The sequence below is a fragment of the Vibrio sp. Y20_XG_PY13 genome (assembly GCF_024181925.1).
Taxonomy (GTDB): domain Bacteria; phylum Pseudomonadota; class Gammaproteobacteria; order Enterobacterales; family Vibrionaceae; genus Vibrio; species Vibrio parahaemolyticus.
Map to the genome: position 1 here is coordinate 176,850 of NZ_JAMZAL010000004.1, position 23,526 is coordinate 200,375.

Annotated in this window: 19 protein-coding genes; 10 read left to right on the forward strand and 9 right to left on the reverse strand. The window is 44.4% G+C overall.

The features are described 5' to 3' along the window. Window positions 1-4: 4 nt before the first annotated feature. Complete coding sequence (dusC, locus tag NL646_RS12140; RefSeq protein ID WP_005461533.1) at window positions 5-973, reverse strand: tRNA dihydrouridine(16) synthase DusC; 969 nt, start codon at window positions 971-973, stop codon at window positions 5-7. A gap of 149 nt (window positions 974-1,122) precedes the next feature. Here dusC and NL646_RS12145 point away from each other — a divergent pair, with 149 nt between their 5' ends. Beyond that, window positions 1,123-1,731, forward strand: a complete 609-nt coding sequence (locus NL646_RS12145; RefSeq protein WP_253664273.1) for an SEC-C metal-binding domain-containing protein — start codon at window positions 1,123-1,125, stop codon at window positions 1,729-1,731. A gap of 84 nt (window positions 1,732-1,815) precedes the next feature. Here the strand turns inward: NL646_RS12145 and dsbB are convergent, their stop codons facing one another. Both dsbB and nhaB read right to left on the reverse strand, forming a co-directional pair. Then, window positions 1,816-2,352 carry a disulfide bond formation protein DsbB gene (gene dsbB, locus NL646_RS12150; protein ID WP_025535112.1) on the reverse strand — a complete coding sequence of 179 codons (537 nt, stop codon included), beginning with the start codon at window positions 2,350-2,352 and terminating at the stop codon, window positions 1,816-1,818. An 84-nt stretch (window positions 2,353-2,436) separates the two neighbouring features. Beyond that, window positions 2,437-4,023, reverse strand: a complete 1,587-nt coding sequence (nhaB, locus tag NL646_RS12155; protein ID WP_005461506.1) for a Na(+)/H(+) antiporter NhaB — start codon at window positions 4,021-4,023, stop codon at window positions 2,437-2,439. A gap of 641 nt (window positions 4,024-4,664) precedes the next feature. Between nhaB and fadR the strand changes: the two genes are divergently transcribed. After that, window positions 4,665-5,504 carry a fatty acid metabolism transcriptional regulator FadR gene (fadR, locus tag NL646_RS12160; RefSeq protein WP_005461531.1) on the forward strand — a complete coding sequence of 280 codons (840 nt, stop codon included), beginning with the start codon at window positions 4,665-4,667 and terminating at the stop codon, window positions 5,502-5,504. Window positions 5,505-5,619: 115 nt separating this feature from the next. Here the strand turns inward: fadR and NL646_RS12165 are convergent, their stop codons facing one another. Further along, entirely contained in the window at window positions 5,620-6,426 is an 807-nt protein-coding gene (locus NL646_RS12165; RefSeq protein ID WP_005494538.1) for a hypothetical protein, read from the reverse strand. Window positions 6,427-6,638: 212 nt separating this feature from the next. Beyond that, window positions 6,639-8,705, reverse strand: a complete 2,067-nt coding sequence (metG, locus tag NL646_RS12170) for a methionine--tRNA ligase (RefSeq protein WP_253664274.1) — start codon at window positions 8,703-8,705, stop codon at window positions 6,639-6,641. 162 nt (window positions 8,706-8,867) lie between these two features. Here metG and apbC point away from each other — a divergent pair, with 162 nt between their 5' ends. The 3 genes from apbC to NL646_RS12185 all read left to right on the forward strand — a co-directional run bounded on the left by apbC (window position 8,868) and on the right by NL646_RS12185 (window position 13,033). Continuing rightward, complete coding sequence (gene apbC / locus NL646_RS12175; protein ID WP_025553341.1) at window positions 8,868-9,944, forward strand: iron-sulfur cluster carrier protein ApbC; 1,077 nt, start codon at window positions 8,868-8,870, stop codon at window positions 9,942-9,944. Window positions 9,945-10,115: 171 nt separating this feature from the next. Continuing rightward, window positions 10,116-10,757: a uridine kinase gene (gene udk / locus NL646_RS12180; protein WP_005461598.1), complete on the forward strand. Its 642-nt coding sequence runs from the start codon at window positions 10,116-10,118 to the stop codon at window positions 10,755-10,757. 188 nt (window positions 10,758-10,945) lie between these two features. Next, the gene (locus tag NL646_RS12185; RefSeq protein WP_253664275.1) at window positions 10,946-13,033 is read left to right on the forward strand and encodes an AsmA family protein; all 2,088 of its coding nucleotides are present in this window, start codon (window positions 10,946-10,948) and stop codon (window positions 13,031-13,033) included. 68 nt (window positions 13,034-13,101) lie between these two features. On the opposite strand, the gene cobO is transcribed toward NL646_RS12185, so the two are convergent. Beyond that, window positions 13,102-13,707 carry a cob(I)yrinic acid a,c-diamide adenosyltransferase gene (cobO, locus tag NL646_RS12190; RefSeq protein ID WP_239959000.1) on the reverse strand — a complete coding sequence of 202 codons (606 nt, stop codon included), beginning with the start codon at window positions 13,705-13,707 and terminating at the stop codon, window positions 13,102-13,104. 117 nt (window positions 13,708-13,824) lie between these two features. On the opposite strand from cobO, the gene NL646_RS12195 reads away from it, so the two are divergent. Next, window positions 13,825-14,274: a low molecular weight protein-tyrosine-phosphatase gene (locus NL646_RS12195; protein WP_005462468.1), complete on the forward strand. Its 450-nt coding sequence runs from the start codon at window positions 13,825-13,827 to the stop codon at window positions 14,272-14,274. 61 nt (window positions 14,275-14,335) lie between these two features. Here NL646_RS12195 and NL646_RS12200 read toward each other — a convergent pair whose 3' ends face one another. Next, a complete protein-coding gene (locus tag NL646_RS12200; RefSeq protein WP_005482406.1) occupies window positions 14,336-15,895 on the reverse strand; it encodes a SulP family inorganic anion transporter in 1,560 nt (519 codons plus the stop codon). 328 nt (window positions 15,896-16,223) lie between these two features. Beyond that, window positions 16,224-19,322 (reverse strand): ribonuclease E, encoded by a 3,099-nt coding sequence (gene rne / locus NL646_RS12205; protein ID WP_253664276.1) that lies wholly within the window; start codon window positions 19,320-19,322, stop codon window positions 16,224-16,226. A 638-nt stretch (window positions 19,323-19,960) separates the two neighbouring features. On the opposite strand from rne, the gene rluC reads away from it, so the two are divergent. After that, window positions 19,961-20,908 (forward strand): 23S rRNA pseudouridine(955/2504/2580) synthase RluC, encoded by a 948-nt coding sequence (gene rluC, locus NL646_RS12210; protein WP_025505949.1) that lies wholly within the window; start codon window positions 19,961-19,963, stop codon window positions 20,906-20,908. Between the two features lie 94 nt (window positions 20,909-21,002). Here the strand turns inward: rluC and NL646_RS12215 are convergent, their stop codons facing one another. Next, window positions 21,003-21,584: a nucleoside triphosphate pyrophosphatase gene (locus NL646_RS12215; RefSeq protein ID WP_015297036.1), complete on the reverse strand. Its 582-nt coding sequence runs from the start codon at window positions 21,582-21,584 to the stop codon at window positions 21,003-21,005. Window positions 21,585-21,733: 149 nt separating this feature from the next. Between NL646_RS12215 and yceD the strand changes: the two genes are divergently transcribed. Genes yceD through plsX form a run of 3 tightly spaced genes read left to right on the forward strand, consistent with a single transcriptional unit; the run spans window position 21,734 to window position 23,524 of the window. Further along, the gene (gene yceD / locus NL646_RS12220) at window positions 21,734-22,258 is read left to right on the forward strand and encodes a 23S rRNA accumulation protein YceD (protein ID WP_005461584.1); all 525 of its coding nucleotides are present in this window, start codon (window positions 21,734-21,736) and stop codon (window positions 22,256-22,258) included. A 59-nt stretch (window positions 22,259-22,317) separates the two neighbouring features. Beyond that, window positions 22,318-22,488 (forward strand): 50S ribosomal protein L32, encoded by a 171-nt coding sequence (gene rpmF, locus NL646_RS12225; RefSeq protein WP_005396978.1) that lies wholly within the window; start codon window positions 22,318-22,320, stop codon window positions 22,486-22,488. 10 nt (window positions 22,489-22,498) lie between these two features. Continuing rightward, complete coding sequence (plsX, locus tag NL646_RS12230) at window positions 22,499-23,524, forward strand: phosphate acyltransferase PlsX (protein ID WP_005490633.1); 1,026 nt, start codon at window positions 22,499-22,501, stop codon at window positions 23,522-23,524. Window positions 23,525-23,526: the final 2 nt, after the last annotated feature.

A 23,526-nucleotide genomic window follows, 5' to 3' on the forward strand; every position in this document is an offset into this window, starting at 1 on the left:
GTGCTTAAGCCACTTGGCTTTGACGCGATTGGAGTTCATCTCGGTAGCGCTGGATGTGCTCAACAATCGGTGCTGCTTTATTAAATGTTCGGATTTCGCGGAATAATTCGTTAGCCTCTGGGTAAGATTGGCGCAGGTAAGCGAACCATTGCTTCACGCGGTTTGGATAGTACAAACCTTTATCACCCTTCATTTCAAACTTTGAGTAGTAGATCAGCAGGTCGACCACATCAGACCAAACCATTGGCGTGTGGTTGTGTTTTACCATGTTACCTAGGTTAGGAATGTTGAACGCACCGCGGCACACCATCAGAGAGTCGACACCAGTGGTTTCAATGCAGCGTTGACCATCTTCGAAATTCCAGATTTCACCATTGGCAATCAAAGGGATGGAGAATCGCTCGCGAATTTTATTGATGTATTCCCACTTGATTTCAGATGCTTTATAACCGCCTTGCTTAGTACGTGCGTGAACGGTCAGTTCATTCGCTCCCGCAGATTGAATCGCATCCACGATTTCAAAACAGTCTTCAGGGTTTTCCCAGCCCAGACGAATTTTTGCGGAGACAGGGATATTCGCAGGCACTGCGTCACGGCATGCTTTTACCACGCTATGAATCAACTCAGGATGCTGCAATAGCGCCGCACCTCCTTTGCTTTTGTTGACCATTTTTGCTGGGCAACCAAAATTTAGGTCGATGCCGCGCGCGCCAAGCTCTGCTGCTCGGATTGCGTTTTCCGCCATCCAGTGTGGCTCTTGACCTAGTAGTTGAACATGTACAGGCACACCAGAAGTGGTCTGAGAGCCTTGCATAAGCTCCGGACATAAGCGATGAAAGACATGGTCTGGCAGGACTTGATCGATCACTCGAACGAACTCCGTCACACACAGATCATAGTCGTTTATTTCGGTCAGGATTTGGCGCATCAAATGGTCTAAAACGCCTTCCATTGGGCCTAATACAACTCGCATAGTTTGCCTAATACAGTTTGGTGATAAAAAGGAGGGCGATTGTAGCGATGTCGGCTAAGTTTGTCATTAAAAGACTCGGCGCTGGTGCCAACTGGCATCTCACTTGTATTGGAGTATAATGCCGCCAAATTCATGGGAAACCAGATGTCATGCAATACACTTTGATTGAAAAAGGTGAAGTTCAACTTGATGAATCTTCGCTATTTATTGAAGGTGCGGTACTTGCCGCAAACCTAACCACAAAACCTTTGGCGCCAGAGGCCTGGCTTGAGCCGTTATTTGGTGAAGGTTTTAAATCGATTCAGCCAGCGGTCGAAGAGCAAATTCACAAGCAACATAACCGTATTTTACGTAATGAGTATTCAGCTCTAGAGCTAACTGGAAAAGATCCTGAGCAGTTAGCCGATTTTGCTGAAGGTTTCATGTCGGTTTGGCCTTTGATTGAAGAGCAGTGGCAAGAGGTTGAGCTAAATGATGGTTTACAACGTATGCTGCAAGCGCTGCTTACCACAATGATGCTAGCCATTGATGAAGAGTCTACTCAGCAACATATGCGTGACTCGGGCATTGAAACACCGCCAGCGTTAACAGACCTTGTTGATCAACTTGATTTGATGTTAGTTGAAGTCGCATTGGGTGCAGATGAACTAATGGTTGGCAATAAATCTCAAAGCTTAAACCCGTTTAAAGATGTGGGGCGTAACGATCCATGCCCTTGTGAGAGCGGTAAAAAGTTCAAACAATGTTGTGGTAAGTAACACTATAAAAGCGAGTTACTGAATCGGACCCAATAAAAAGCCGACCGTAAGGTCGGCTTTTTCTCATCTATATTTTTATACGTCTTAACGAATTGGATTCTTACGTTTCACCGGAAAGAACTGTGCAATCACGATCAACGCCAAAGCGACCAAGTTACCAGCGAAGATAACCTCCAACCATTGTGGCATCGATAAGTCGAAGAACTGCCAAACAATTTTTGAACAATCGCCATACGCTTCAAACATCCAAGGAACCCATTGGTTTAACGGAGCCCAACTTGGGAAGGTGACAAAAAGATCACAAGTTGCAAATGGTGATGGATTGAACTGGTAATCAACATGCTGCATTGCAAGCATCAATCCTTTGTACGAGCTTAATCCCCAACCAATAAGCCCTAACCAGCGGAATAGTGCGTTGTTCGGTGCGATAAGTCCGATGATAGCTGCACCGCCAATACCCATCATTGCCACACGCTCATAAATACACATTACACATGGTGCAAGCATCATTACGTGTTGGAAGTAGAGTGCGCAGGCTTCAAAAAATATGATGAACAAAAGAAGAAGCAACCACGATACGCGTCCCTTCGAAAATTGGTTAAGTGATGAAAAAATAGTCACGGTTTCAATCCTGTCTGAAATAGAAAAAAGCTCTGAATACTCAGAGCTTTTTATCGTGTATAAGTTTCCTAATCAACTCAAATTTTAGTGTCCGCCAGACACAACTGGAGTCAGATCACCGGTATGAGGTGCAATCCAGCCCGCATCGTAGAAAGACGCTGTTGCTGGCTCTAGGAAGAACATGATGCCCATCAGACCTACAATCGCCAAAACGACAGTGTATGGCAATGCCATCACTACCATTCGACCGTAAGACAGACGAATTAACGGTGCTAGCGCAGACGTTAGTAGGAATAGGAAAGCGGCTTGACCGTTTGGCGTTGCAACAGAAGGTAAGTTTGTACCGGTGTTGATTGCAACTGCTAGCAGGTCGAACTGTTCACGCGTGATCAAGCCTTCCATAAGGGCTGATTTCACTTCGTTGATGTATACCGTACCTACGAATACGTTGTCTGAAACCATCGATAACAAACCGTTCGCAACGTAGAAGAGGGCAAGCTGTGTGCCTTTGTCTTCAACGGCTAACACGGCGTCAATAACAGGTTTAAATAGCTCTTGGTCAATGATTACTGCAACGATCGAGAAGAAAACCGCGAGTAGCGCAGTGAAAGGTAGAGCCTCTTCAAATGCTTTGCCCATTGAGTGCTCTTCAATGACACCAGTAAATGACGTTGCTAGGATAATGACAGACAGACCAATCAGGCCAACGGCTGCTAAGTGAAGCGCTAACGCGACAATCAGCCAAACGGCGATAATACCTTGTACCCACAGTTTTGCGACGTCTTGGTTTGTACGTGTCTTACGTTCTTCGCGGTCAAAGTCCACAAGGATTTGACGTACGTTATCAGGCAGTTGTGCGCCGTAACCAAATACTTTTAGCTTCTCAACCAATGCACAGGTAATAAGACCACAGATAAATACTGGTAACGTCACAGGAGACATACGGATTAGGAATTCACCAAATAACCAACCCGCTTGGTCTGCAATGATAAGGTTTTGAGGTTCACCAACCATCGTTGTTACGCCGCCCAGAGCGGTACCCACACCAGCGTGCATAAGCAGCGAACGTAGGAATGCACGATAGTTTTCAAGGTCATCACGAGTCAGTTCTGTGATGGTGTCGTCTTGAGTATGGTCGTGATCGCCAATTGGGTTACCTGAAGCAACTTTGTGGTAAATCGAGTAGAAACCAACTGCTACGCTGATGACAACAGCGATTACTGTCAACGCATCTAAGAATGCTGACAAAAACGCGGCTGCGAAACAGAATGCAAGCGAAAGCAGAGTTTTTGAACGAATACCAAGCAGGATTTTGGTGAAGATGAACAGCAGAAGCTGTTTCATGAAGTAGATACCCGCAACCATGAATACTAAAAGTAGTAATACTTCTATATTCGCAACCAACTCATGTTTTACTTGCGCTGGGCTGGTCATGCCAATAGCAATAGCTTCAATTGCAAGTAAACCACCAGGTTGTAATGGGTAGCATTTTAAAGCCATTGCAAGCGTGAAAATAAATTCCGCGACAAGCAACCACCCAGCAACAAATGGATTTATTAGGAAGAAAACAATCGGGTTAATAATAAGGAAGGCTATAATGGCAACTTTGTACCAATCAGGCGCTTTACCAAGGAAATTCTTGATAAAAGCGTTTCCGAGCGATATCGGCATGATAATTCTCTTTATAACAATATTATGAATAGACACTACAATTAGCGCTCAAGTATCTGTTTGTTAGACTTATTAACTAGTCTTTTAAAACAATAACTTAGTAAAACAACAATCCTTTGTTTTATTGTAGTTTTGCCAAGTTACTTCCCCTGAACTCAAGCACCGCTCACTTTCGATCGCAAACTCTACACTCCGGCTTTTATTAGTCAATAACAAAACGTAATGCTTCCGACTAAAACTACTTTTTAAGTGTAATAACGCGATCAAAACGGCGTTACTATATCATGGAAAGCTTGAAAAAATCCCCTTGGATTTTAAATGACGCCAAGTGACGAGAAAAGATCAATTAAAAAGGAATATTAACCAGAGAATACAAATTTATTTTGCATATTATAAACATAAAAATGTGACGTACTTGTCGTTATTTTTTCTCTATTTGTGTTCGGTTTCTTTTTTATAAAATACAAATTTTACGGCTTTGAACTGCTTCACTAAGTATCTTAAATTCAGCGAACGTGTAGAGTATTAACTCTATATTGAGGGATCGTTTCAATAATTGATCGTAAATTTTCTCAAATCGTTAAGTAGTGGTATGATGAGTAGTATCGACCCTCAGAAATCAATATTGGATAAAAAGTAGAATGGTCATTAAGGCGAAAAGCCCTGCGGGATTCGCAGAAAAATATATTATCGAGAGCATTTGGAACGGCCGTTTTCCTCCTGGCTCAATTTTACCTGCTGAGCGCGAGCTGTCCGAACTGATTGGTGTTACTCGAACGACTTTACGAGAGGTTCTTCAACGACTAGCACGTGATGGATGGTTGACTATCCAACACGGTAAACCAACAAAAGTTAACCAATTTATGGAGACATCTGGTCTGCATATCTTGGATACGTTGATGACGCTAGACGTCGATAATGCAACAAATATTGTAGAAGATTTGCTTGCGGCACGTACCAACATCAGCCCTATCTTTATGCGTTATGCATTCAAGGCGAACAAAGAAAACTCTGAGCGTACAATCAAGAACGTAATTGAGTCTTGTGAAGCGCTTGTGAATGCATCATCTTGGGATGATTTTATTGCCTCTTCTCCGTATGCGGATAAGGTGCTTCAAAGCGTTAAAGAAGACAACGAAAAAGATGAAGCAAAGCGTCAGGAAATCTTGATCGCGAAAACATTTAACTTTTACGATTACATGTTGTTCCAACGCTTGGCATTCCACTCTGGTAACCAAATCTACGGTTTGATTTTCAATGGCTTGAAGAAGCTGTATGACCGAGTTGGCAGTTACTACTTCTCTAACCCGGCCTCACGTGATTTGGCGCTAAGATTCTATCGTCAACTGCTAGAAACTTGTGAAACGGGCCAGCGTGAACAATTGCCAGTTGTAATTCGCCACTACGGTATGGAAAGTGCTCAAATCTGGAACGAGATGAAAAAGCAACTACCAACCAACTTCACTGAAGATGATAGTTAAGCATTGAGTGAGCAAAGTTAGAAAAAACCGTAGGCAATGCCTGCGGTTTTTTATTGCTCGTTACTTACGGCTTTTGATCTAGTTCCTCATGCAATTATGTCGAAAAATGAGTTTTTCAGGCTAATGAGAGTCTGGGCAAAGGCAAATACAGTGTTTCGACAATATCTGATAGCACGTGATCATAGGTATTGAAAATCGTCAGTGACAGATCTGAGGTGATGCCATAAAGTTCTTCTTCTGTTAGTCCGGTGTGTTTTCCTTCGACATAGTCGTTTAACGCTTGTGTCGAACGTACGGAGATCGGCGCTGCGATAGTCAATGGTGCTATTACCGCTAACTGATTCAGTTTACGTGTCATTACAGATGCGTAGTTCTTTACTCGAACGCTTCCTCCTTGTTCGTTTAAGTCTTGAATGCTAATACGAAGTTGAGTCAAGGTTTCGAGGCTATCGATAATGGTTTGCCAATTCATGTGGTACTCATCATGCAACTCATCTCGTTGCTCAACTGCTAGCCACGCAATAGTGACTTCATCCATTAAGAACAAACAATGTCGAATCAGCTTTCCGTGCTCCATTTGATTTCTCGCGATGCTGTTTTCCTGCCATTGTTCTAGCAACTTACTGACTTTTATCTGTAACACACGATACATGGGTTTATTTTCAAAGCGCGATGTTTCCAACAAAAGGTGCAGCTTGTTGTTGAGAGCATGATGGATCTCTTCTATTTCTCGCTCATAGTTTTGTTGGGATTGAAGGGAGTAATGTGTGATTGCTCGATGACGTCTAAGCAAGTTAACGACATCGCGAAGTAGGGTAAGCAACTGATACTTTCGTGCATGTTGCTGTTCGCGTTTTGTGGAAAGGTGGTAAATGCCGGCTAATATGGCGACGGATAATAACGTTGAAATCAAAACAAACATAACCAACTCCTTGTTAGTGTTTGGACCTAGCAAGAAGAAATTTGCAGTTTTGATGCCAATTAAAATTACTTTAAAAACAAATGGTTAAATTTTAAACCTAAATGTTTTGCGCGTTATTGGTGCAGAAGCTCCCCAATAATGTGAATTTGATCAAAAAAATCCCCGCCGAGAGGGGCGGGGATTGAACTCATTTCAAGCGTAACGTAAGGGAATTACATTACACGCATGCCAGGCTGAGCGCCTTCGTGTGGCTCAAGAATCCATAGGTCGCTACCACCAGGGCCTGCCGCTAGGATCATGCCTTCAGACATACCGAATTTCATCTTACGAGGTTTTAGGTTCGCTACCATTACGGTTAGCTTGCCTTCTAGCTCTTCAGGTTTGTAGGCTGATTTGATGCCAGAGAAAACTTGACGAGTTTCACCACCGATGTCCAGTTGGAACTTAAGTAGTTTGTTTGCTTTAGGCACTTCTTCACAAGAGATGATGCGAGCGATGCGCAAATCCACTTGAGCAAAAGTATCAAACTCAATCTCGTCCGCGATTGGGTCTTTGCTTAGCTTAGTTTCTGTTTTAGCCGCTTCAGCTTTCTCTTTCGCTGCCATTTCTGCTGCAGCGTCTTCTTTCGATGCTTCGATCATCGCTTCGATGTTCTTTGGATCGATACGGTTGAATAGCGCTTTGAACTTAGTGATTTCGTGGCCAGTGAGTGGCTGAGCAATGCCTTCCCAAGTTAGCTCTTGGTTTAGGAATGCTTCAGTACGTGCAGCAAGAGCTGGCATTACTGGTTTCAAGTAAGTCATTAGTACGCGGAACAGGTTGATACCTACAGAACAGATTTCTTGTAGTTCCTGATCTTTGCCTTCTTCTTTCGCTACAACCCAAGGGGCTTTCTCGTCAACGTATTGGTTTGCTTTATCCGCAAGTGCCGTGATTTCACGGATAGCACGGCCAAATTCGCGAGCTTCAAAAAGCTCTGCGATACGGTCAGCCGCTGCCACGAATTCGTTGTAAAGCTCTGGTTCAGCGAAGTTGTCAGACAGTTTGCCTTCGAAACGTTTAGCGATGAAGCCTGCGTTACGAGATGCTAGGTTAACGATCTTGTTGACTACGTCAGCGTTAACGCGCTGAGTGAAGTCTTCAAGGTTAAGATCTAGATCGTCAATACGGCTGTTTAGTTTCGCTGCGTAGTAGTAACGTAGACATTCTGGGTCTAGGTGATCGAGGTACGTGCTTGCTTTCACGAATGTACCTTTCGACTTAGACATTTTCGCGCCGTTTACCGTTACGTAGCCGTGTACGAACACGTTGTTTGGTTTACGGAAGCCAGAACCTTCAAGCATTGCAGGCCAGAATAAGCTGTGGAAGTACACGATGTCTTTACCGATGAAGTGGTAAAGTTCAGTTTTACTGTCTTTGTTCCAGTATTCATCGAAGTCTAGATCGTCACGTTTGTTACATAGGTTTTTGAATGAGCCCATGTAGCCAATAGGTGCATCTAGCCATACGTAGAAGAACTTGTCTTTTTCGCCTGGGATTTCGAAGCCAAAGTAAGGTGCGTCACGCGAGATATCCCATTGTTGCAGACCAGATTCAAACCACTCTTGCATCTTGTTCGCGGTTTCTGATTGCAGAGAACCAGAGCGAGTCCACTCTTTTAGCATGCTTTCAAATTGAGGCAGGTCAAAGAAGAAGTGCTCAGAATCTTTCATTACTGGCGTCGCACCAGAAACGGCAGATTTAGGATTGATCAGTTCTGTCGGGCTGTAAGTCTCGCCACAGTTGTCACAGTTATCACCGTACTGATCTTCAGACTTACACTTAGGACATGTACCTTTTACGAAACGATCCGGTAGGAACATCTCCTTTTCAGGGTCGAAAAGCTGAGAGATAGTACGGCTAGAGATAAAGCCGTTTTTCTTTAGCTCTAGGTAAATGTGAGATGCCAGTTCGCGGTTCTCTTCTGAGTGCGTGCTGTGGTAGTTATCAAAGCTGATATCAAAGCCAGCGAAGTCTTTTTGGTGCTCTTCGCTAACAGCGGCAATCATCTCTTCTGGAGTAATACCCATCTGTTGCGCTTTAAGCATGATTGGCGTGCCGTGAGCATCGTCAGCACAGATGAAGTTTACAGTGTTGCCGCGTAGGCGTTGGTAACGAACCCAAATGTCCGCTTGGATATGCTCAAGCATATGGCCAAGGTGGATCGAACCGTTAGCGTACGGAAGGGCACAAGTTACCAGCAGTTTCCTTGAAGGAAGGTGTCTTGGATCGTTTGCCATACTTAATATTCGCTTTTCTTGATAGGTATAAAAAAATTTTGATGGATAATACTACCCCATGAACTCACTAACTCCAAGGTGTCAAACCGCGGAATGCCTTAGTTTTTTTAGGGTTCTGGTTATGTCGGGTCGGTGGTAGCATGGTACTCAAAAGGAGGACTTATGCATCAGTTCACTTCAAAACAAGATTTTTGTCATTGGTTTAATCAATTTCAACATCCACAGTTAGTGGAAAACTGGGCCGATATTCACGGCGTTGTCACCATCACCGCTCAAGGTGAGGTGAAGATTACATTGCCATTTGCTAGTAATGAGCTTCAGCGCACATTGCAAGAATGGATTCAACAACAGCAAGCATCCAAAGCTGTAGCCGCGTTTCCGTATCACATTGAACTCGGCGTAAAAGCACTAGAAACGCAGGTTTCTAATGCGGTGAAAGGTGTGAAGAATATCATTGCGGTGAGCTCTGCAAAGGGTGGGGTGGGCAAATCCACAACAGCCGTTAACTTAGCCTTGGCTATCGCGCAGTCGGGAGCGAAGGTTGGCCTATTGGATGCCGATATATACGGTCCATCGGTTCCGATGATGCTCGGCCAGGAAGATGCGAAACCAGAAGTTCGTGATGGCAAATGGATGGAGCCTATTTTTGCTCACGGCATCTATACTCATTCTATTGGCTATTTAGTTAATAAATCTGAAGCAGCGATCTGGCGTGGCCCTATGGCATCGAAAGCGTTAGCTCAGCTATTGAATGAAACCGATTGGCCAGAGCTGGATTACCTCGTGATAGACATGCCTCCAGGCACGGGTGATATCCAGTTGACGTTGTCACAACAAATTCCTGTTACCGGCACGGTTTTGGTGACGACGCCACAAGATTTAGCGTTGGCAGACGCGCGCAAAGGCGCAGCAATGTTTAACAAAGTCAATGTGCCAGTAGTAGGTGTGGTCGAAAATATGAGTTACCACATTTGTAGCCAATGTGGCGCGACTGAACACATCTTTGGTATGGGTGGCGCGGAGAAAATGTCTCAAGAGTTTGGCTTAGCGCTATTGGGCCAAATTCCGTTGCATATTTCTATGCGAGAAGACATTGATGCTGGTGTGCCAACCGTTGCGAGACGACCTGACAGTGAGCATTCAGGCTACTACAAACAGCTTGCAGATCGAGTGTGTAGCACAATGTTTTGGCAAGGCAAAGCGAAACCAGATGCAATCAGTTTTACAATGGTAAACTGAGGTTGGTGGTTGAAAGTTGCACATTTTAACGTTTGCCTGGAGGTTAATCCTCTGGGCAGGCAGAAACTTATGACTAAACTCTAATTCCAGCTAGTAACTACGGGGTGAACTCCCTATAATCAGGCAGTTTATCTTTTTATGTGACTAGAAATCATCATCGGGTGCAAACTAATGTCTGATAATAATCAATGCGTCATCGTAGGTATTGCTGGCGCTTCTGCTTCTGGAAAAAGTCTGATCGCGAGCACAATTTACAATGAGCTTCGCGCGAAAGTAGGCGATCATCAAATCGGTGTCATCACGGAAGATTGCTACTACAACGACCAAAGCCACCTAAGCATGGAAGAGCGAGTAAAGACGAACTACGATCACCCGAGTGCGTTGGACCACGACCTATTGTGCGAGCACCTAGAGAAGCTTGTACGTGGTGAGGCCGTGGAAGTGCCTGAGTACAGCTACACAGAGCACACAAGAACAAGTAACACCACCACAATGACCCCTAAAAAGGTAATCATTTTAGAAGGTATCCTTCTTCTTACTGACCCTCGTCTTCGTGACCTGATGCACGCGACTGTATTTATGGATACGCCTCTGGATATCTGCCTACTTCGCCGTGTTAAGCGTGACGTTGAAGAGCGTGGCCGTACAATGGAATCCGTTCTTAAGCAATATCAGCAAACTGTTCGTCCGATGTTCATGCAGTTTATCGAACCTTCTAAGCAATATGCGGACATCATCGTACCTCGTGGCGGTAAGAACCGTATCGCGATCGATGTACTAAAAGCTCACATTGCAAAACTTTTGAAAGCTTAAGTCTTTAGACGGCTATATCGCTTTATTTTTATGATAAGAAGTGGCACTTTAGGTGCCACTTCTTTTTTTGTTTTTAAATTAGTCAGTTGCATGTCAAAACCGGATGATTTTCACGCTTTTGTGGAACTCTCGGCGGTAAATCTAGTCTGCGCTTATAATTTTAAAAACACACGAGCAAGGAAAAACAAATGAAGAAACTGCTCTTAGTTCTCGTGATACCTGTTGTGGTATTTGTTGCTGCAATTTTAGCGTTAACTATTTTTGTCAATCCAAACCAATTTAAGCCACTGATTGTTGAGCAAGCTCAGAAACAAACAGGGTTAGAATTAGTGATTGAAGGGGATATCAGTTGGCAATTCTTCCCATCAATTGGTTTTGAATTGGGAAGAACCGAACTGCGTAACCCGCAAGGTTTTAGTCAGCCAAATCTTTTTAAAGTCGACACTGTCGGTGTTGATGTTTCTGTCACACCACTTTTTAGCAAACAACTTGAAATCGGTAACATTACTTTAGATGGTGCGGAGTTCTACGTTGAAACGAAGAAAGACGGCAGCAAGAACATTGATGCTTTAACGAAAGCGCAAACTCAACAAGCAGAGCAACCGAATGATACTGCACCAGATCAAAGTGGCGAATCGCAGTCTGCAGGCTCAGATTGGAGTATCAACCTGGCTGGTGTTACGGTTTCTAATGGCTCACTAGAAATTCAAGACAAGCAAGCCGGCAATTACACCAAGCTGTATGATGTATCGTTGAACCTTTCTGAATTTGCTTTTGACAGCTGGACGACAGCTGACTTTGGTATGAAAGGCGAGATGAATGACCAGAAGTTTACTGCAGAAGGTAAGGCTGACTTTAAACTGGCGAAAGGTCTTGCAAGTTATGCGTTGAAGAACATCAATGTTGATGCGACGTACACTGATCCAAACAACACTATTGAATCGGCAAAAATTGGCTTAGATACGTTTGAATTCGATAAAGTAAACAATCTTAGCTACGCGCTTCAAGGCAGTGCGGCTGGTATGAAGCTGGACATGCAAGGCGGAGGGCAGCTTACGGTTGACCAAGCGATTAGCAAAGTGTTGTTGAATAAGCTTACGCTGAAATCAAGCTTTGAAGGTGATGCTTTGCCACAATCACCAATGAAAGTTGATATGGTCTCTGATCTCTCATTTGACCTAAACAAAAGCCACCTTAGCTTTATTCTAGAGAAGTTAACCGCAAACGCGATTGCATTGGATGGTAAAGCCGATGTGACATTGGGAGACATTCCAAAAATACGTTTTGCCCTTCATAGCCCTAATATCGATTTAGATGAATTCTTAGGCTTGGATAAACAAGCACCAGCAAGCGAAAAGCCAGCATCTGGTGGTAAGAGTGCATCCGCGGGGCCTGAAGTTGAGCCGGATCTTTCAGCACTGAAAGCGCTGGATGTCAAAGGTGATATCACCATCGATAAGTTCAAAGCGGCTAACGCAAAAATGGAAGCGGTAAAAGCGAGCTTCACTGTCAATCGTGGTGTGTTTGACCTCACATCATTTAGCTCGAAGTTGTACCAAGGCACAATTTCAGCAACAGCAAGACTAGATGCACGTAAGACGCCAGCGACTTACAGCGTGAAAAAATCAATCAAAGGTGTGAAAGTTCAACCGCTACTGATTGATGTTGCTAACAACGACAAGTTAGAAGGTACGGGTAATATCGACGTGAATGTCCAAGGTAGCAGTTTGACGCCGACAGGTATCAAACAGAACCTTGCTGGTACGGTAGTGATTAACTTTGCTGATGGTGCGGTAAATGGCATCAACGTTGCTCAATTGATTCGTGAAAACTACGCGCGATTCAAAGGGCAAAAAGTTGAAAGTACCAACGAAGTGAAGAAAACAGACTTCAGTGCGATGACCGCGACGTTGAAACTAAACAAAGGTGTGGTATCAACGGACAACTTACATGCTCAATCACCGTTACTACGTGTGCGTGGTAAAGGCAGTGCAAACTACATCAATGAGACGGTAGACTTTACTATCAGTACTTCAATTGTGGGTACGCTAGAAGGCCAAGGTGGTAAAAACATCGATGAGCTGAAGGACATCACGATTCCAATCAATGTGTCTGGTAAGTGGGCGGACCCTAAATTCAAACTCGTATTCGATGATGTTCTTAAACAGAAAGCTCAGAAAGAAATTGACCGTGGCGTAGAGAAGCTAACGGACAAAATCAAAGACGAGAAAACCAAAGAAGCGGTCGATGGTCTGCTGAAGAACCTTTTCAACTAACCACGCGTTGAAAGTGAAAGTGAAAGGGTTGGCGTTGTGCCAACCCTTTTTTTATTGTGCTGCAAGCTTTACCAGTCGACGCCTTTCAGCGCTTTTACGCCAGATTCAAATGCGTGCTTTACATTCTTCACTTCAGAAACGGTATCGGCCATTTCAATTAGAGTGCGATGTGCACCACGACCAGTAATCACAACCGACTGCATTTTTGGGCGATTGTTTAACGCTTCGACCACTTCGTCCAAATCGATGTAACCGTAACTCACCATGTAAGTTAGCTCATCGAATAAGATGACATCAATAGAGACGTCTTGCAGCATACGCTTACATTCTTTCCAGACCAGTTGCGCTGCTTCGGTATCGGCGGTTTTGTTCTGCGTCTCCCAAGTAAAACCAGTCGCCATAACTTGGAATTCTACTCCCAATTTTTCTAGCAAGTTGCGCTCGCCGTTGTCCCAAGTGCCTTTGATAAATTGAGCCACTGAACACGTAAGGCCGTGACCGACGGCGCGAGCAATCGTGCCAAAGCCCGATGTTGATTTACCTTTACCATTACCAGTAATGATCAGCAGTAGACCTTTCTCTTCTTGAGCGGCCGCAATTTTTGCGTCTACCTGTTCTTTTACTTTTTGTTGGCGTGCCTTATGGCGTGCTTCTTTATTTTCTTCGATAGACATAATACTTCCTTAAATCCGTTTCGTGCTTTGCCCGCGGTAGCTTGGGTTCATTGAATTATCTCGCTATGATAGACCAACATATCGTGAAGAAAAACCATCGATAATTCAGGGAATAAAATGAAGAGAATACTCGTTGTTTGTATGGGAAATATTTGCCGTTCACCAACCGGAGAGGCCGTTCTGAGAGCTAAAGCGGAAGAGTTAGGTGTCGATGTCGACATTGATTCGGCTGGGACAATTGGCTATCACACTGGAAACACGCCAGACTCAAGAGCCATGGCGGCAGGGAAACAACGTGGCTATTCGTTTAAAGGAATGCGAGCGCGCCAAGTGTCAGTGCAAGATTTCGAAGACTTCGATTTGGTACTGGCTGCGGATAAAGCAAACTTGGCTGACTTACTCGATATTTGTCCTGCAGAACATCGTCATAAAGTCTCGCTATTTTTAAGCCACTCTAATTCGAGTTATGACGAGATCCCAGATCCTTACTATGGTGGAGATGATGGATTTGAGTTGGTATTGGACTTAATCGAAGAGGCGTCGGTAGCGGTTTTGCAGAAGCTGTAATTATTTCGATATCAGATAAATAATAAAAGGGATGAGCATTGCTCATCCCTTTACGCATAGATTAGCCAGCTAAAATGTCGGTTGCGACTTTGTAGCTAGGGTCTTCTTTCACGTTGATTTCGACTAGACTGCCAGCTTTGTCGAGTAGTTTGCGACAATCCGGACTTAGGTGACGAAGGTGAAGCGTTTTGCCGATGGAAGCGTAGCGCTCTGCTAGCGTTTCAATTGCCTCAATTGCCGAGTGGTCTGTTACGCGAGAGTCTGCGAAATCGACAATCACATCTTTAGGATCTTCTGGCGCATTAAACAGCTCGAGGAAGTTTGCTGCTGAACCAAAGAAGATTGGACCGTGAATTTTGTACTCTTTTGAGCCTTCTGCGTTCAAGCAAGTATCTGCGTAAATGTGCTTCGCATGTTGCCATGCAAACATCAGCGCTGAAGCGATTACACCAACCGCGACCGCAACAGCAAGGTCAGTCAGTACTGTAACGACAGTTACTAGTACGATAACGAAGAAATCTTGCTTTGGTACACGGCGAGCCAACTTAAATGTTGCCCATTCGAATGTGCCAATCACAACCATGAACATCACACCAACTAGGGCTGCTAGTGGAATCATTTCAATCAACGATGACGCAAACAAAATGAACATCAGCAGAGCTACAGCCGCTACGATGCCAGACAGACGGCCACGGCCACCGGAGTTTACGTTGATCATTGACTGCCCAATCATTGCACAACCACCCATCGCGCCGAATACAGAACATGTCATGTTTGCCATGCCCTGACCGATACATTCGCGGTTAGATTGGCCACGAGTATTTGTCATTTCGTCTAAAACGGTCAGCGTTAGCAAAGATTCAATTAGGCCGATGGCCGCAAGGATCACTGCATAAGGCAAGATGATTTGCAGAGTCTCTAGCGTAAATGGCACTGATGGAATAGAGAAGGTTGGCAAAGAGCCTGCTAGTGTAGCGGCTTCATTACCTGACATAGAACGTAGGAAGTCGACAACTGTACGTGTCTCTAGATCTAACCCAACAACTAGTGCTGTCACGGTTACGATAGCAACAAGTGAAGATGGCACTGCTGTTGTAATTTTCGGCAAGAAGTAGATGATCGCCATGGTCAGCGCAACCAAACCTAGCATTAACATCATTTGATCTTGTGGAAGCCAAGTCAGCACGCCATTTATGTCTGGAGCCTTGAATTGTCCTAATTGCGCGAGGAAGATAACAATCGCTAGGCCGTTAACAAAACCAATCATTACAGGGTGTGGAACGATTCGAATGAATTTGCCCAATTTAAATAAACCGGCAGCAATTTGCAGAATACCGGCCAACATAATGGCAGCAAATAAGTACTGAACACCGTGGCTTGCAACAAGAGAGACCATTACTACAGCCATTGCGCCTGTAGCACCAGAGATCATGCCTGGGCGACCACCAAAGATTGAGGTGATAAGGCCAACGATGAATGCTGCGTACAGACCAACCATTGGGTCTACACCAGCAACGAATGCAAATGCTACGGCTTCAGGGACAAGTGCCAGGGCAACCGTCAAACCTGATAGCACGTCATTTTTAATAGAGTGCTTAGAAAATTGCGGGAATTCGAACATGTTTGTCTTTAAGTTCTCGTTGAGATGAGTTTATCCCGACACATATTCGTATTTGCATTAACCACTAAGTGATGAAAATACATTCAAGGTACTTAGTGTAAACCGTAGTAATAAAAGAGCAGCAGTAGAATGGTGTCGAAAACTTGAGTTGGCGAATGCTACCGAAAAGTGTGATTAAGTTCAAGAATGATACGGATAATGAACCACAAATGTGATCCGTCGTTGATATTAATATGGCCAATTACGCTAGACCGAGAACAAACAAAAAAGGCCACCTTTCGGTGGCCTTTTGATTCTAGCTTTCAGGCTATCGCAATGATATTCAAACTTAGTTGAAGTTTGGCTTTGTCATTGCTGCAGAGGCGCGGTTTGTTGCCACTTGGCTACCAGCACCTTTAGCTTGGTAGCGTTCAGCTTTAAACGGCGCTGCGGCTACTTCGATTTCACGTAGTTCTTGAGGACCAGGTGCTTTTGTCATTGGTGCGCTAGCTCGTGGCTTAGCAACAACGTTGATAACTTCAGCTTTCATCTCTGGCGCTGCTACTGGAGTTTCAACGGCAACTTCTGTTGCTGCTTCTTCCACAGTTTCTGCAACGACTGGCTCTTGAACCGGAGCTTCTTCAACAACTGTTTCTGTTGTTGCTTCCGCAACAGGTGCTTCAGCCACTTCAACGATCGGCTCTACAGGAGCTTGATCAACCGCTACTGGCTCTGCCTTTTCAGGCGCTACAGCTTCAACAATCGGTGATTCAGCTTTAGCTTCTACAGCTTCTACAGCTTCTACAGCTTCTACTGTTTCTTGAACTTTAGGTTTAACAACAGGTGCTTCAGCTACCGCTGGTTGCTCACGACGGATGATGACTTTACCCATTGCCATTTCAGGGCAAGCAAAACCTCCTTGCATAGCAGGTACAGTTGCAATTGCCACAACCGCTTCTTCCTGAACTCGCTCTTCCTTCTTAGGCGCTGGTTTTGGAATGTAACGTGGCATCACTTTACCCATTGCCATCTCAGGAGATGCTACACCGCCTTTGCGCAGACGGAATGGGTTAGGACGACGATCACGACCACGACGACGACGTTGACCACTTGCTCGTAGGTGACGAGGAGAACGACGGTTACGACGTTGTTTCGATTCACCTTGCTTGTTGTCTTGCTGTGCGTCTGCTGCTGTATCAACGGCTTGATCTACTTGAGACTCAACAGGTTCAATTGCTTTTACTGCTGTTTCTTCTACTTGCTCATCGGCAAGTTGATCTTTAACACGAACAGATTTGTTCAGTTTGCGACGTTGACGGCGCTCTTTGACTTTCTCTGTTTTCGCGTTTGCTTTCGCTTTATTCTCTTCAGGCTTCACTTCTGAGCGAGCTTCAGCCGCAAGTTGCAAGCCTTTTTCCGCTACTTTCGCGTTTGCTTTCGGCTCTTGAGCTTTTTCAGCTTGTTGAGGTTTTGGCTTACGCTTCTGGCTACGGTTTGGTTGCTGTTTGTTTGCAGGCTGTTGAGCTTCGTTTTGCTCATTTGCTTGCTCTTCACGAGGCTTACGGCGACGACGGTTATCACGGTTTTCACGACCTTCGCGGTTATCGCGTTGGTTGCTACGACGACGGTCGTTGCGATCGCGTTTGTTGCGCTTGTTGTCGCGGTTTGATTTCTTCTCTTCTTGTTTTGGTTCTTCTTTTACTTCTTCAGAACCACCAAATAGGAAGCTACCTAGTGCTTTAAACAAACGGCTGAATAGGCCAGGTTTTGCTTCTTGCTCTACTTCTTTCTTCTTCGCTACCGGCGCAGGTTTAGAAACAGGAGCTGGAGCGGTTTGAGCTGGCGCTGCAAAGCCCTTAAGAACTGGCTCTTCGATTCGCTTAGGTTTGATGTCTGTTTCAGAAGGTTCTTTACCTTCTGCTTCTTTCATTGCTTCCAACTTCTTAGGAAGTAGGTAAGAAATTAAATCAAACTCTTCACCTTCGCGTACGCGAATTACTTCAAAGTGCGGTGTTTCCATGTCTGAGTTAGGAACAACCGTAATTTTCACTTCTTGAATTCGTTCGATATGGTTAACCGAGCGACGTTTTTCGTTCAATAGGTAAGATGCGATTGGGACAGGTACTACAGCCAATACTTGAGCTGTGTTGTCTTTTAGTGCTTCTTCTTCAATCAAACGAAGAACTGAAAGTGCTAGAGATTCGTTGTCACGAACAACACCTGTGCCGCTACAGCGAGGACAAATGTGGTGGCTTGCTTCTGCAAGAGAAGGGCTCAATCGTTGACGAGACATCTCTAGAAGACCAAAGCGTGAGATACGACCGATTTGTACGCGAGCACGGTCTAATCGAACTGCTTCACGTAGGCGGTTTTCTACTTCACGTTGGTGGCGTACTGGTGTCATATCGATAAAGTCGATAACCACTAGACCACCTAGGTCGCGTAGACGCAATTGACGAGCGATCTCGTCTGCTGCTTCTAGGTTGGTATTAAGTGCTGTTTCCTCGATATCACCGCCCTTGGTTGCACGAGCAGAGTTGATATCGATAGAAGTCAGAGCTTCCGTTGGGTCGATTACGATAGAACCGCCAGATGGTAGGCGCACTTCACGTTGGAAAGCCGATTCAATTTGGCTCTCGATTTGGTAGTGGCTAAACAGCGGCACTTCGCCTTCGTATTTCTTAACGCGGTTGATGAAATCTGGTCGAACCAATTGAATGTGCTCTTTCGCACGTTCATAAATGGTGTTGCTGTCGATAAGGATTTCACCAATATCACGACGTAAATAGTCACGAATTGCACGAACGATAACGTTACTTTCTTGGTGGATTAAGAATGGGGCAGGGTTAGAGTCTGCCGCGCCTTTAATCGCGCTCCAATGGTTCAGCAGTACGTTCAAGTCCCACTCAAGTTCTTCTGCGCTCTTACCAACGCCAGCAGTACGAACAATCAGACCCATGCCTTGAGGCAGTTCTAGAGTGCTTAATGCTGCTTTTAGTTGAGTACGCTCATCACCTTCGATACGGCGAGAAATACCGCCTGCACGAGGGTTGTTTGGCATAAGAACAAGGTAGCTACCCGCAAGAGAAATAAACGTGGTTAGAGCTGCGCCCTTGCTACCACGTTCTTCTTTTTCTACTTGTACGATTACTTCTTGGCCCTCAGTCAGCACTTCTTTAATGCTTGGACGGCCTTGGTAGGTATAACCTTCAGGGAAGTATTCGCGGGCAATTTCTTTTAGAGGGAGGAAACCGTGACGCTCAGCACCGTAATCAACAAATGCGGCTTCTAAGCTTGGTTCAATACGTGTGATACGTCCTTTGTAGATATTCGCTTTTTTAGATTCATGTCCTGGACTCTCGATATCAAGATCGAAAAGTCGCTGGCCATCAACCAGAGCGACACGCAACTCTTCTTTTTGAGTTGCGTTAATTAACATTCTTTTCATTGAAAATTCTCGTTGTCTTTTCTTTTATATCTTTCTTGTCGACTTGCCACGTTTTTTCGCTGTTTCACGGTGCCTGATCCCATGGCTAATATTTTGCAGCCTCCCGGCTGGAAGGGGATGCTCTGGGGCACTTCAGTCATCACAAATCTATTTTGGTTTCTGTTAGAAACGTAGACTTGTAACCCGCTATTTGGGCGGTAGGTACTCAACGTGAATATGCGAGGAGTAGGGTGGCAAGAGTGTTGAATTCAATGTGTCTTACGCCAATGCAGCACCTGAGCTTCAACCTTCTACTCACATTGCTTGAGGACAAATGATTGGTAGTGAATAAAATATAACCAAACCTTCCTTAGCAGCTGTGAACTATAGCAGTGCGCGTGGATATCAGCAATCTGCTTTAGCGCAAACGATGGAAAATTTGCCGCTAAACTCAAACTTTCCAATTTATAACTGGCTGTTAAATAAGCGATTGAATCACGTAAACTTCCAAAGACAGAAAACAAAACCCGAACAAGGGAAAGGGTTTTAATAATCTAAACAAAAGGTTGGCGTATTTCGGAGCAGATTCTCGCAACAAGTGTTTCTTTTGCAGCAAGAATAATGTGAAGTCACGCGGATTTACGTTTACAATAGCGCGCATGAGCGAGATAAGAACACAAGTCCAGTTCGTTGATATCGACGAAGACATGGCGGGTCAACGCATTGATAACTTTTTGCGTAACCAATTAAAAGACATTCCAAAGAGCATGATTTATCGAATCGTGCGTAAGGGTGAAGTGCGCGTGAACAAAAAGCGCATCAAAGCCGAATATAAACTAAAAGCTGGCGACCTAGTCCGAATTCCACCTGTAACGGTTGAGAAAAAGGAAGAGGATGTCGCACCAAGCACGAAACTTAATAAGGTTGCTGAACTAGAACATATGATCATTTATGAAGATGATCATATGCTGATTCTGAACAAACCGTCTGGTACAGCAGTGCATGGTGGTAGTGGCTTGAAGTTTGGTGCAATTGAAGCATTAAGGGCATTGCGTCCACAGGCACGCTTCCTCGAATTGGTTCACCGTATTGACAGAGATACCTCGGGTATTTTACTGGTTGCTAAAAAGCGCTCGGCGCTTCGCCATTTGCAAGCGCAGTTTCGTGAAAAAACGGTGAAGAAGTTTTACTTCGCCTTAGTGATGGGGCAATGGAAAAGCAGCTGTAAAGTTGTGAACGCCCCCCTACTTAAAAATGAAGTGAACAGTATTGTACGAGTGAACCCAAACGGTAAGCCATCGGAAACGCGTTTCAAAATTCTTGAGAAATTTGAGCAAGCGACGTTGATTCAAGCCAGCCCAATTACGGGGCGTACTCACCAAATTCGAGTGCATACTCAGTACTCCGGACATCCTATCGCATGGGATGACCGTTACGGAGATAGACGTTTTGATGCCTACACTGGTCAACTTGGATTGGACCGTTTGTTTTTGCATGCCGCGAACATTAAGTTTCAACATCCGTCTAATGATGAATGGATGGAAGTTAATGCTCCGATGGAATCCAAACTAGAGAAAGTGCTTGTTGGATTAAGAAAGGCAAACTGAACGCATTTACTATAAACAAAGGGAGCTCTAGCTCCCTTTTTGCATTTCACTTATATATTAGGTTTCAAATGATGAGTAGAGGCGTTGATTAAACTTACAAGATCTCGAAACCTTGCTTTTGCAGCATATCAATCAAATCAATCAGAGGCAGGCCAACGAGAGTGTTTGGATCTTTGCCGACTAACTTTTCGAACAAACAAATTCCCATCCCTTCGCTTTTGAAGCTGCCAGCACAGTAAAACGGTTCTTCTCTGTCGACGTAACGTTCAATTTGTTCACGGTTTAAGTTTCTAAAATGTACTTCAAAAGTGTCGTAGCCAACTTCAGTCAGATTCGTCACCGAGTTATAAACCGCCAGTCCGGTATAGAAAGTGATGGCTTTACCACTTTGAGCAAGTAATTGATTGATAGCATTTTCACGATTTAGAGGTTTGCCAACGATTTTTCCATCAATTACGCAAACTTGATCGCTGCCGATGACCAAACTTGGTTTTTTAATAGAGCAAGAGGTTGCTTTGTTTACGGCTAAGCGCTGCACTAGATCCAGAGGAGTTTCACTCTCATACGGCGTTTCATCGCAGTCAGGAGATAAACAAATGAACGGGACTGAAAGCTTTTCAAGCAGTTGTTGACGAAAAGGGGAGGTTGAGGCTAAAACCAGTTGGTAATTTTTCATTTTGAATTACAATTCACGCAAGCATTTCCAATAGGATAATCGATCAAAATTGATTATGGCTAATGCTCTGTATGTTAAGCGTAAAAAAGTACAACTTTTTTGCCTTTTTCTTTGACTAATTTTGATTTGGAAGATAATATTCGCGCCCTATGCAAAAGGTAAAAATACCGCGAACGGTTGATCCAGCAAAGTCCGCACAGAAACGATTAGATTACGATGGCATCATCCAAGCTAGTCTTTTCAAGCGCTTAGCGGAAGCAACTGAAGGCGTAAAACGCGACGCAGAAGTCTCATTGTCATTTGAGATAGATGAACAGCGACTTGTTGTTATCTCTGGTAAAGCTAACATCGAAGTCGAATTAGAGTGTCAGCGTTGTAATGAGGTATTCACACACGCGTGTGAAGTTGAATTCCTTTACACTCCTTACTACGGTGAGAAGACGGAAGAGGAAGCACCAGAAATTTATGATTTGGTAGATCTAAATGAGTACGGTGAATTAGACCTTATACAACTGGTTGAAGACGAGTTCATCTTAGCATTACCTCAAATTGCGATGCACGATGAAGCGGATTGTAGCGTTGATTCAAATAACATGGTTTTTGGTGAGCTTCCTGAAGAAATTGAGGAAAAGAAACCGAATCCATTCGACGTTTTGAAAAATCTGAAAAAGTAACTGGTGTGGTAGCCGCTTCTTCTTTAGGTTTTTAACCCAATAGTATAGGAGTAGGGTCAATGGCCGTACAGAAAAACCGTAAAACTCGTTCTAAGCGCGGTATGCGTCGTTCACACGATGCGCTAACTACAGCTGCACTATCTGTAGACGCGACTTCTGGTGAAACTCACCTACGCCACAACGTAACTGCTGAAGGTTACTACCGTGGTCAAAAGGTTATCAACAAGTAAGGTTGAACCTTTGCAAAGTATTACCGTTGCACTTGATGCAATGGGCGGGGATTTCGGTCCACGCGTAACAGTGCCTGCCGCCGTGCAGGCACTGTCTCATTTCCCAGAGCTAAAAGTGATTCTTATAGGTGATCAAAGCCTGATCACATCTCAATTATCTCAACTCGGTACCTCTACCAGTTCCCGCTTGACTATTCTTCATAGCGAGAAAGTTATCTCGAACTCAGAAAAACCGTCTTTAGCATTACGCAATAGCCAAAACAGTTCTATGCGTATGGCAATTGATCTGGTTTCTGACCAAGAAGCGGATGCTTGTGTAAGTGGCGGCAACACCGGCGCATTAATGGCGCTGTCGCGATTTATCCTCAAGTTGCTTCCCGGTATAGAGCGGCCTGCTTTAGTTTCAGCTTTACCCACCATCAGTGGCAAACGTACTTGGATGTTAGATCTTGGTGCGAATGTGTCTTGTGACGCAGACAGTCTGTTTCAGTTTGCCGTGATGGGCAGTGCATTAGCAGAAGAACACCTATGTCGTCCTCCTCGCGTTGCTGTACTTAATATTGGTGCAGAAGAAATTAAAGGGAACGATTTAGTTAAACGCTGTGCAGAAATGCTTTCTCAAACCGACGCTATCAATTTTGTTGGTTATATTGAAGGTAATCAAATTTTGCATGACGTAGCCGATGTCATCGTTTGTGATGGATTTGTTGGCAACGTATGCTTAAAAGCCAGCGAGGGAACAGCACAACTTTTTATCGAAAAACTAAAAACCAGCATGATGGCATCGACGATAAAGGGTTGGATTGCTAGAAAGTTGTTTTCTCGGCTATTTAATGAACTAAAAACACTGAACCCCGACCAGTATAACGGCGCAAGTTTGCTAGGATTGCGCGGCATTGTCATAAAAAGCCATGGAAGTGCGGATGTATCTGCGATTGTCAATGCACTTGGCGAGGCAGTACACGAGGTCAAACGACAAGTACCAAGCCGTATTAGCGATCGTTTGGAAGCGGTTTTACTCGAGAGGCATTATTAGTC

What these genes read in the sequence shown, in the direction of transcription:
- dusC (WP_005461533.1), bottom strand. Translation starts at nt 973, where the DNA reads ATGCGAGTTGTATTAGGCCCAATGGAAGGCGTTTTAGACCATTTGATG.
- NL646_RS12145 (WP_253664273.1), top strand. Translation starts at nt 1,123, where the DNA reads ATGCAATACACTTTGATTGAAAAAGGTGAAGTTCAACTTGATGAATCT.
- nhaB (WP_005461506.1), bottom strand. Translation starts at nt 4,023, where the DNA reads ATGCCGATATCGCTCGGAAACGCTTTTATCAAGAATTTCCTTGGTAAA.
- fadR (WP_005461531.1), top strand. Translation starts at nt 4,665, where the DNA reads ATGGTCATTAAGGCGAAAAGCCCTGCGGGATTCGCAGAAAAATATATT.
- NL646_RS12165 (WP_005494538.1), bottom strand. Translation starts at nt 6,426, where the DNA reads ATGTTTGTTTTGATTTCAACGTTATTATCCGTCGCCATATTAGCCGGC.
- metG (WP_253664274.1), bottom strand. Translation starts at nt 8,705, where the DNA reads ATGGCAAACGATCCAAGACACCTTCCTTCAAGGAAACTGCTGGTAACT.
- apbC (WP_025553341.1), top strand. Translation starts at nt 8,868, where the DNA reads ATGCATCAGTTCACTTCAAAACAAGATTTTTGTCATTGGTTTAATCAA.
- udk (WP_005461598.1), top strand. Translation starts at nt 10,116, where the DNA reads ATGTCTGATAATAATCAATGCGTCATCGTAGGTATTGCTGGCGCTTCT.
- NL646_RS12185 (WP_253664275.1), top strand. Translation starts at nt 10,946, where the DNA reads ATGAAGAAACTGCTCTTAGTTCTCGTGATACCTGTTGTGGTATTTGTT.
- cobO (WP_239959000.1), bottom strand. Translation starts at nt 13,707, where the DNA reads ATGTCTATCGAAGAAAATAAAGAAGCACGCCATAAGGCACGCCAACAA.
- NL646_RS12195 (WP_005462468.1), top strand. Translation starts at nt 13,825, where the DNA reads ATGAAGAGAATACTCGTTGTTTGTATGGGAAATATTTGCCGTTCACCA.
- NL646_RS12200 (WP_005482406.1), bottom strand. Translation starts at nt 15,895, where the DNA reads ATGTTCGAATTCCCGCAATTTTCTAAGCACTCTATTAAAAATGACGTG.
- rne (WP_253664276.1), bottom strand. Translation starts at nt 19,322, where the DNA reads ATGAAAAGAATGTTAATTAACGCAACTCAAAAAGAAGAGTTGCGTGTC.
- rluC (WP_025505949.1), top strand. Translation starts at nt 19,961, where the DNA reads ATGAGCGAGATAAGAACACAAGTCCAGTTCGTTGATATCGACGAAGAC.
- NL646_RS12215 (WP_015297036.1), bottom strand. Translation starts at nt 21,584, where the DNA reads ATGAAAAATTACCAACTGGTTTTAGCCTCAACCTCCCCTTTTCGTCAA.
- yceD (WP_005461584.1), top strand. Translation starts at nt 21,734, where the DNA reads ATGCAAAAGGTAAAAATACCGCGAACGGTTGATCCAGCAAAGTCCGCA.
- rpmF (WP_005396978.1), top strand. Translation starts at nt 22,318, where the DNA reads ATGGCCGTACAGAAAAACCGTAAAACTCGTTCTAAGCGCGGTATGCGT.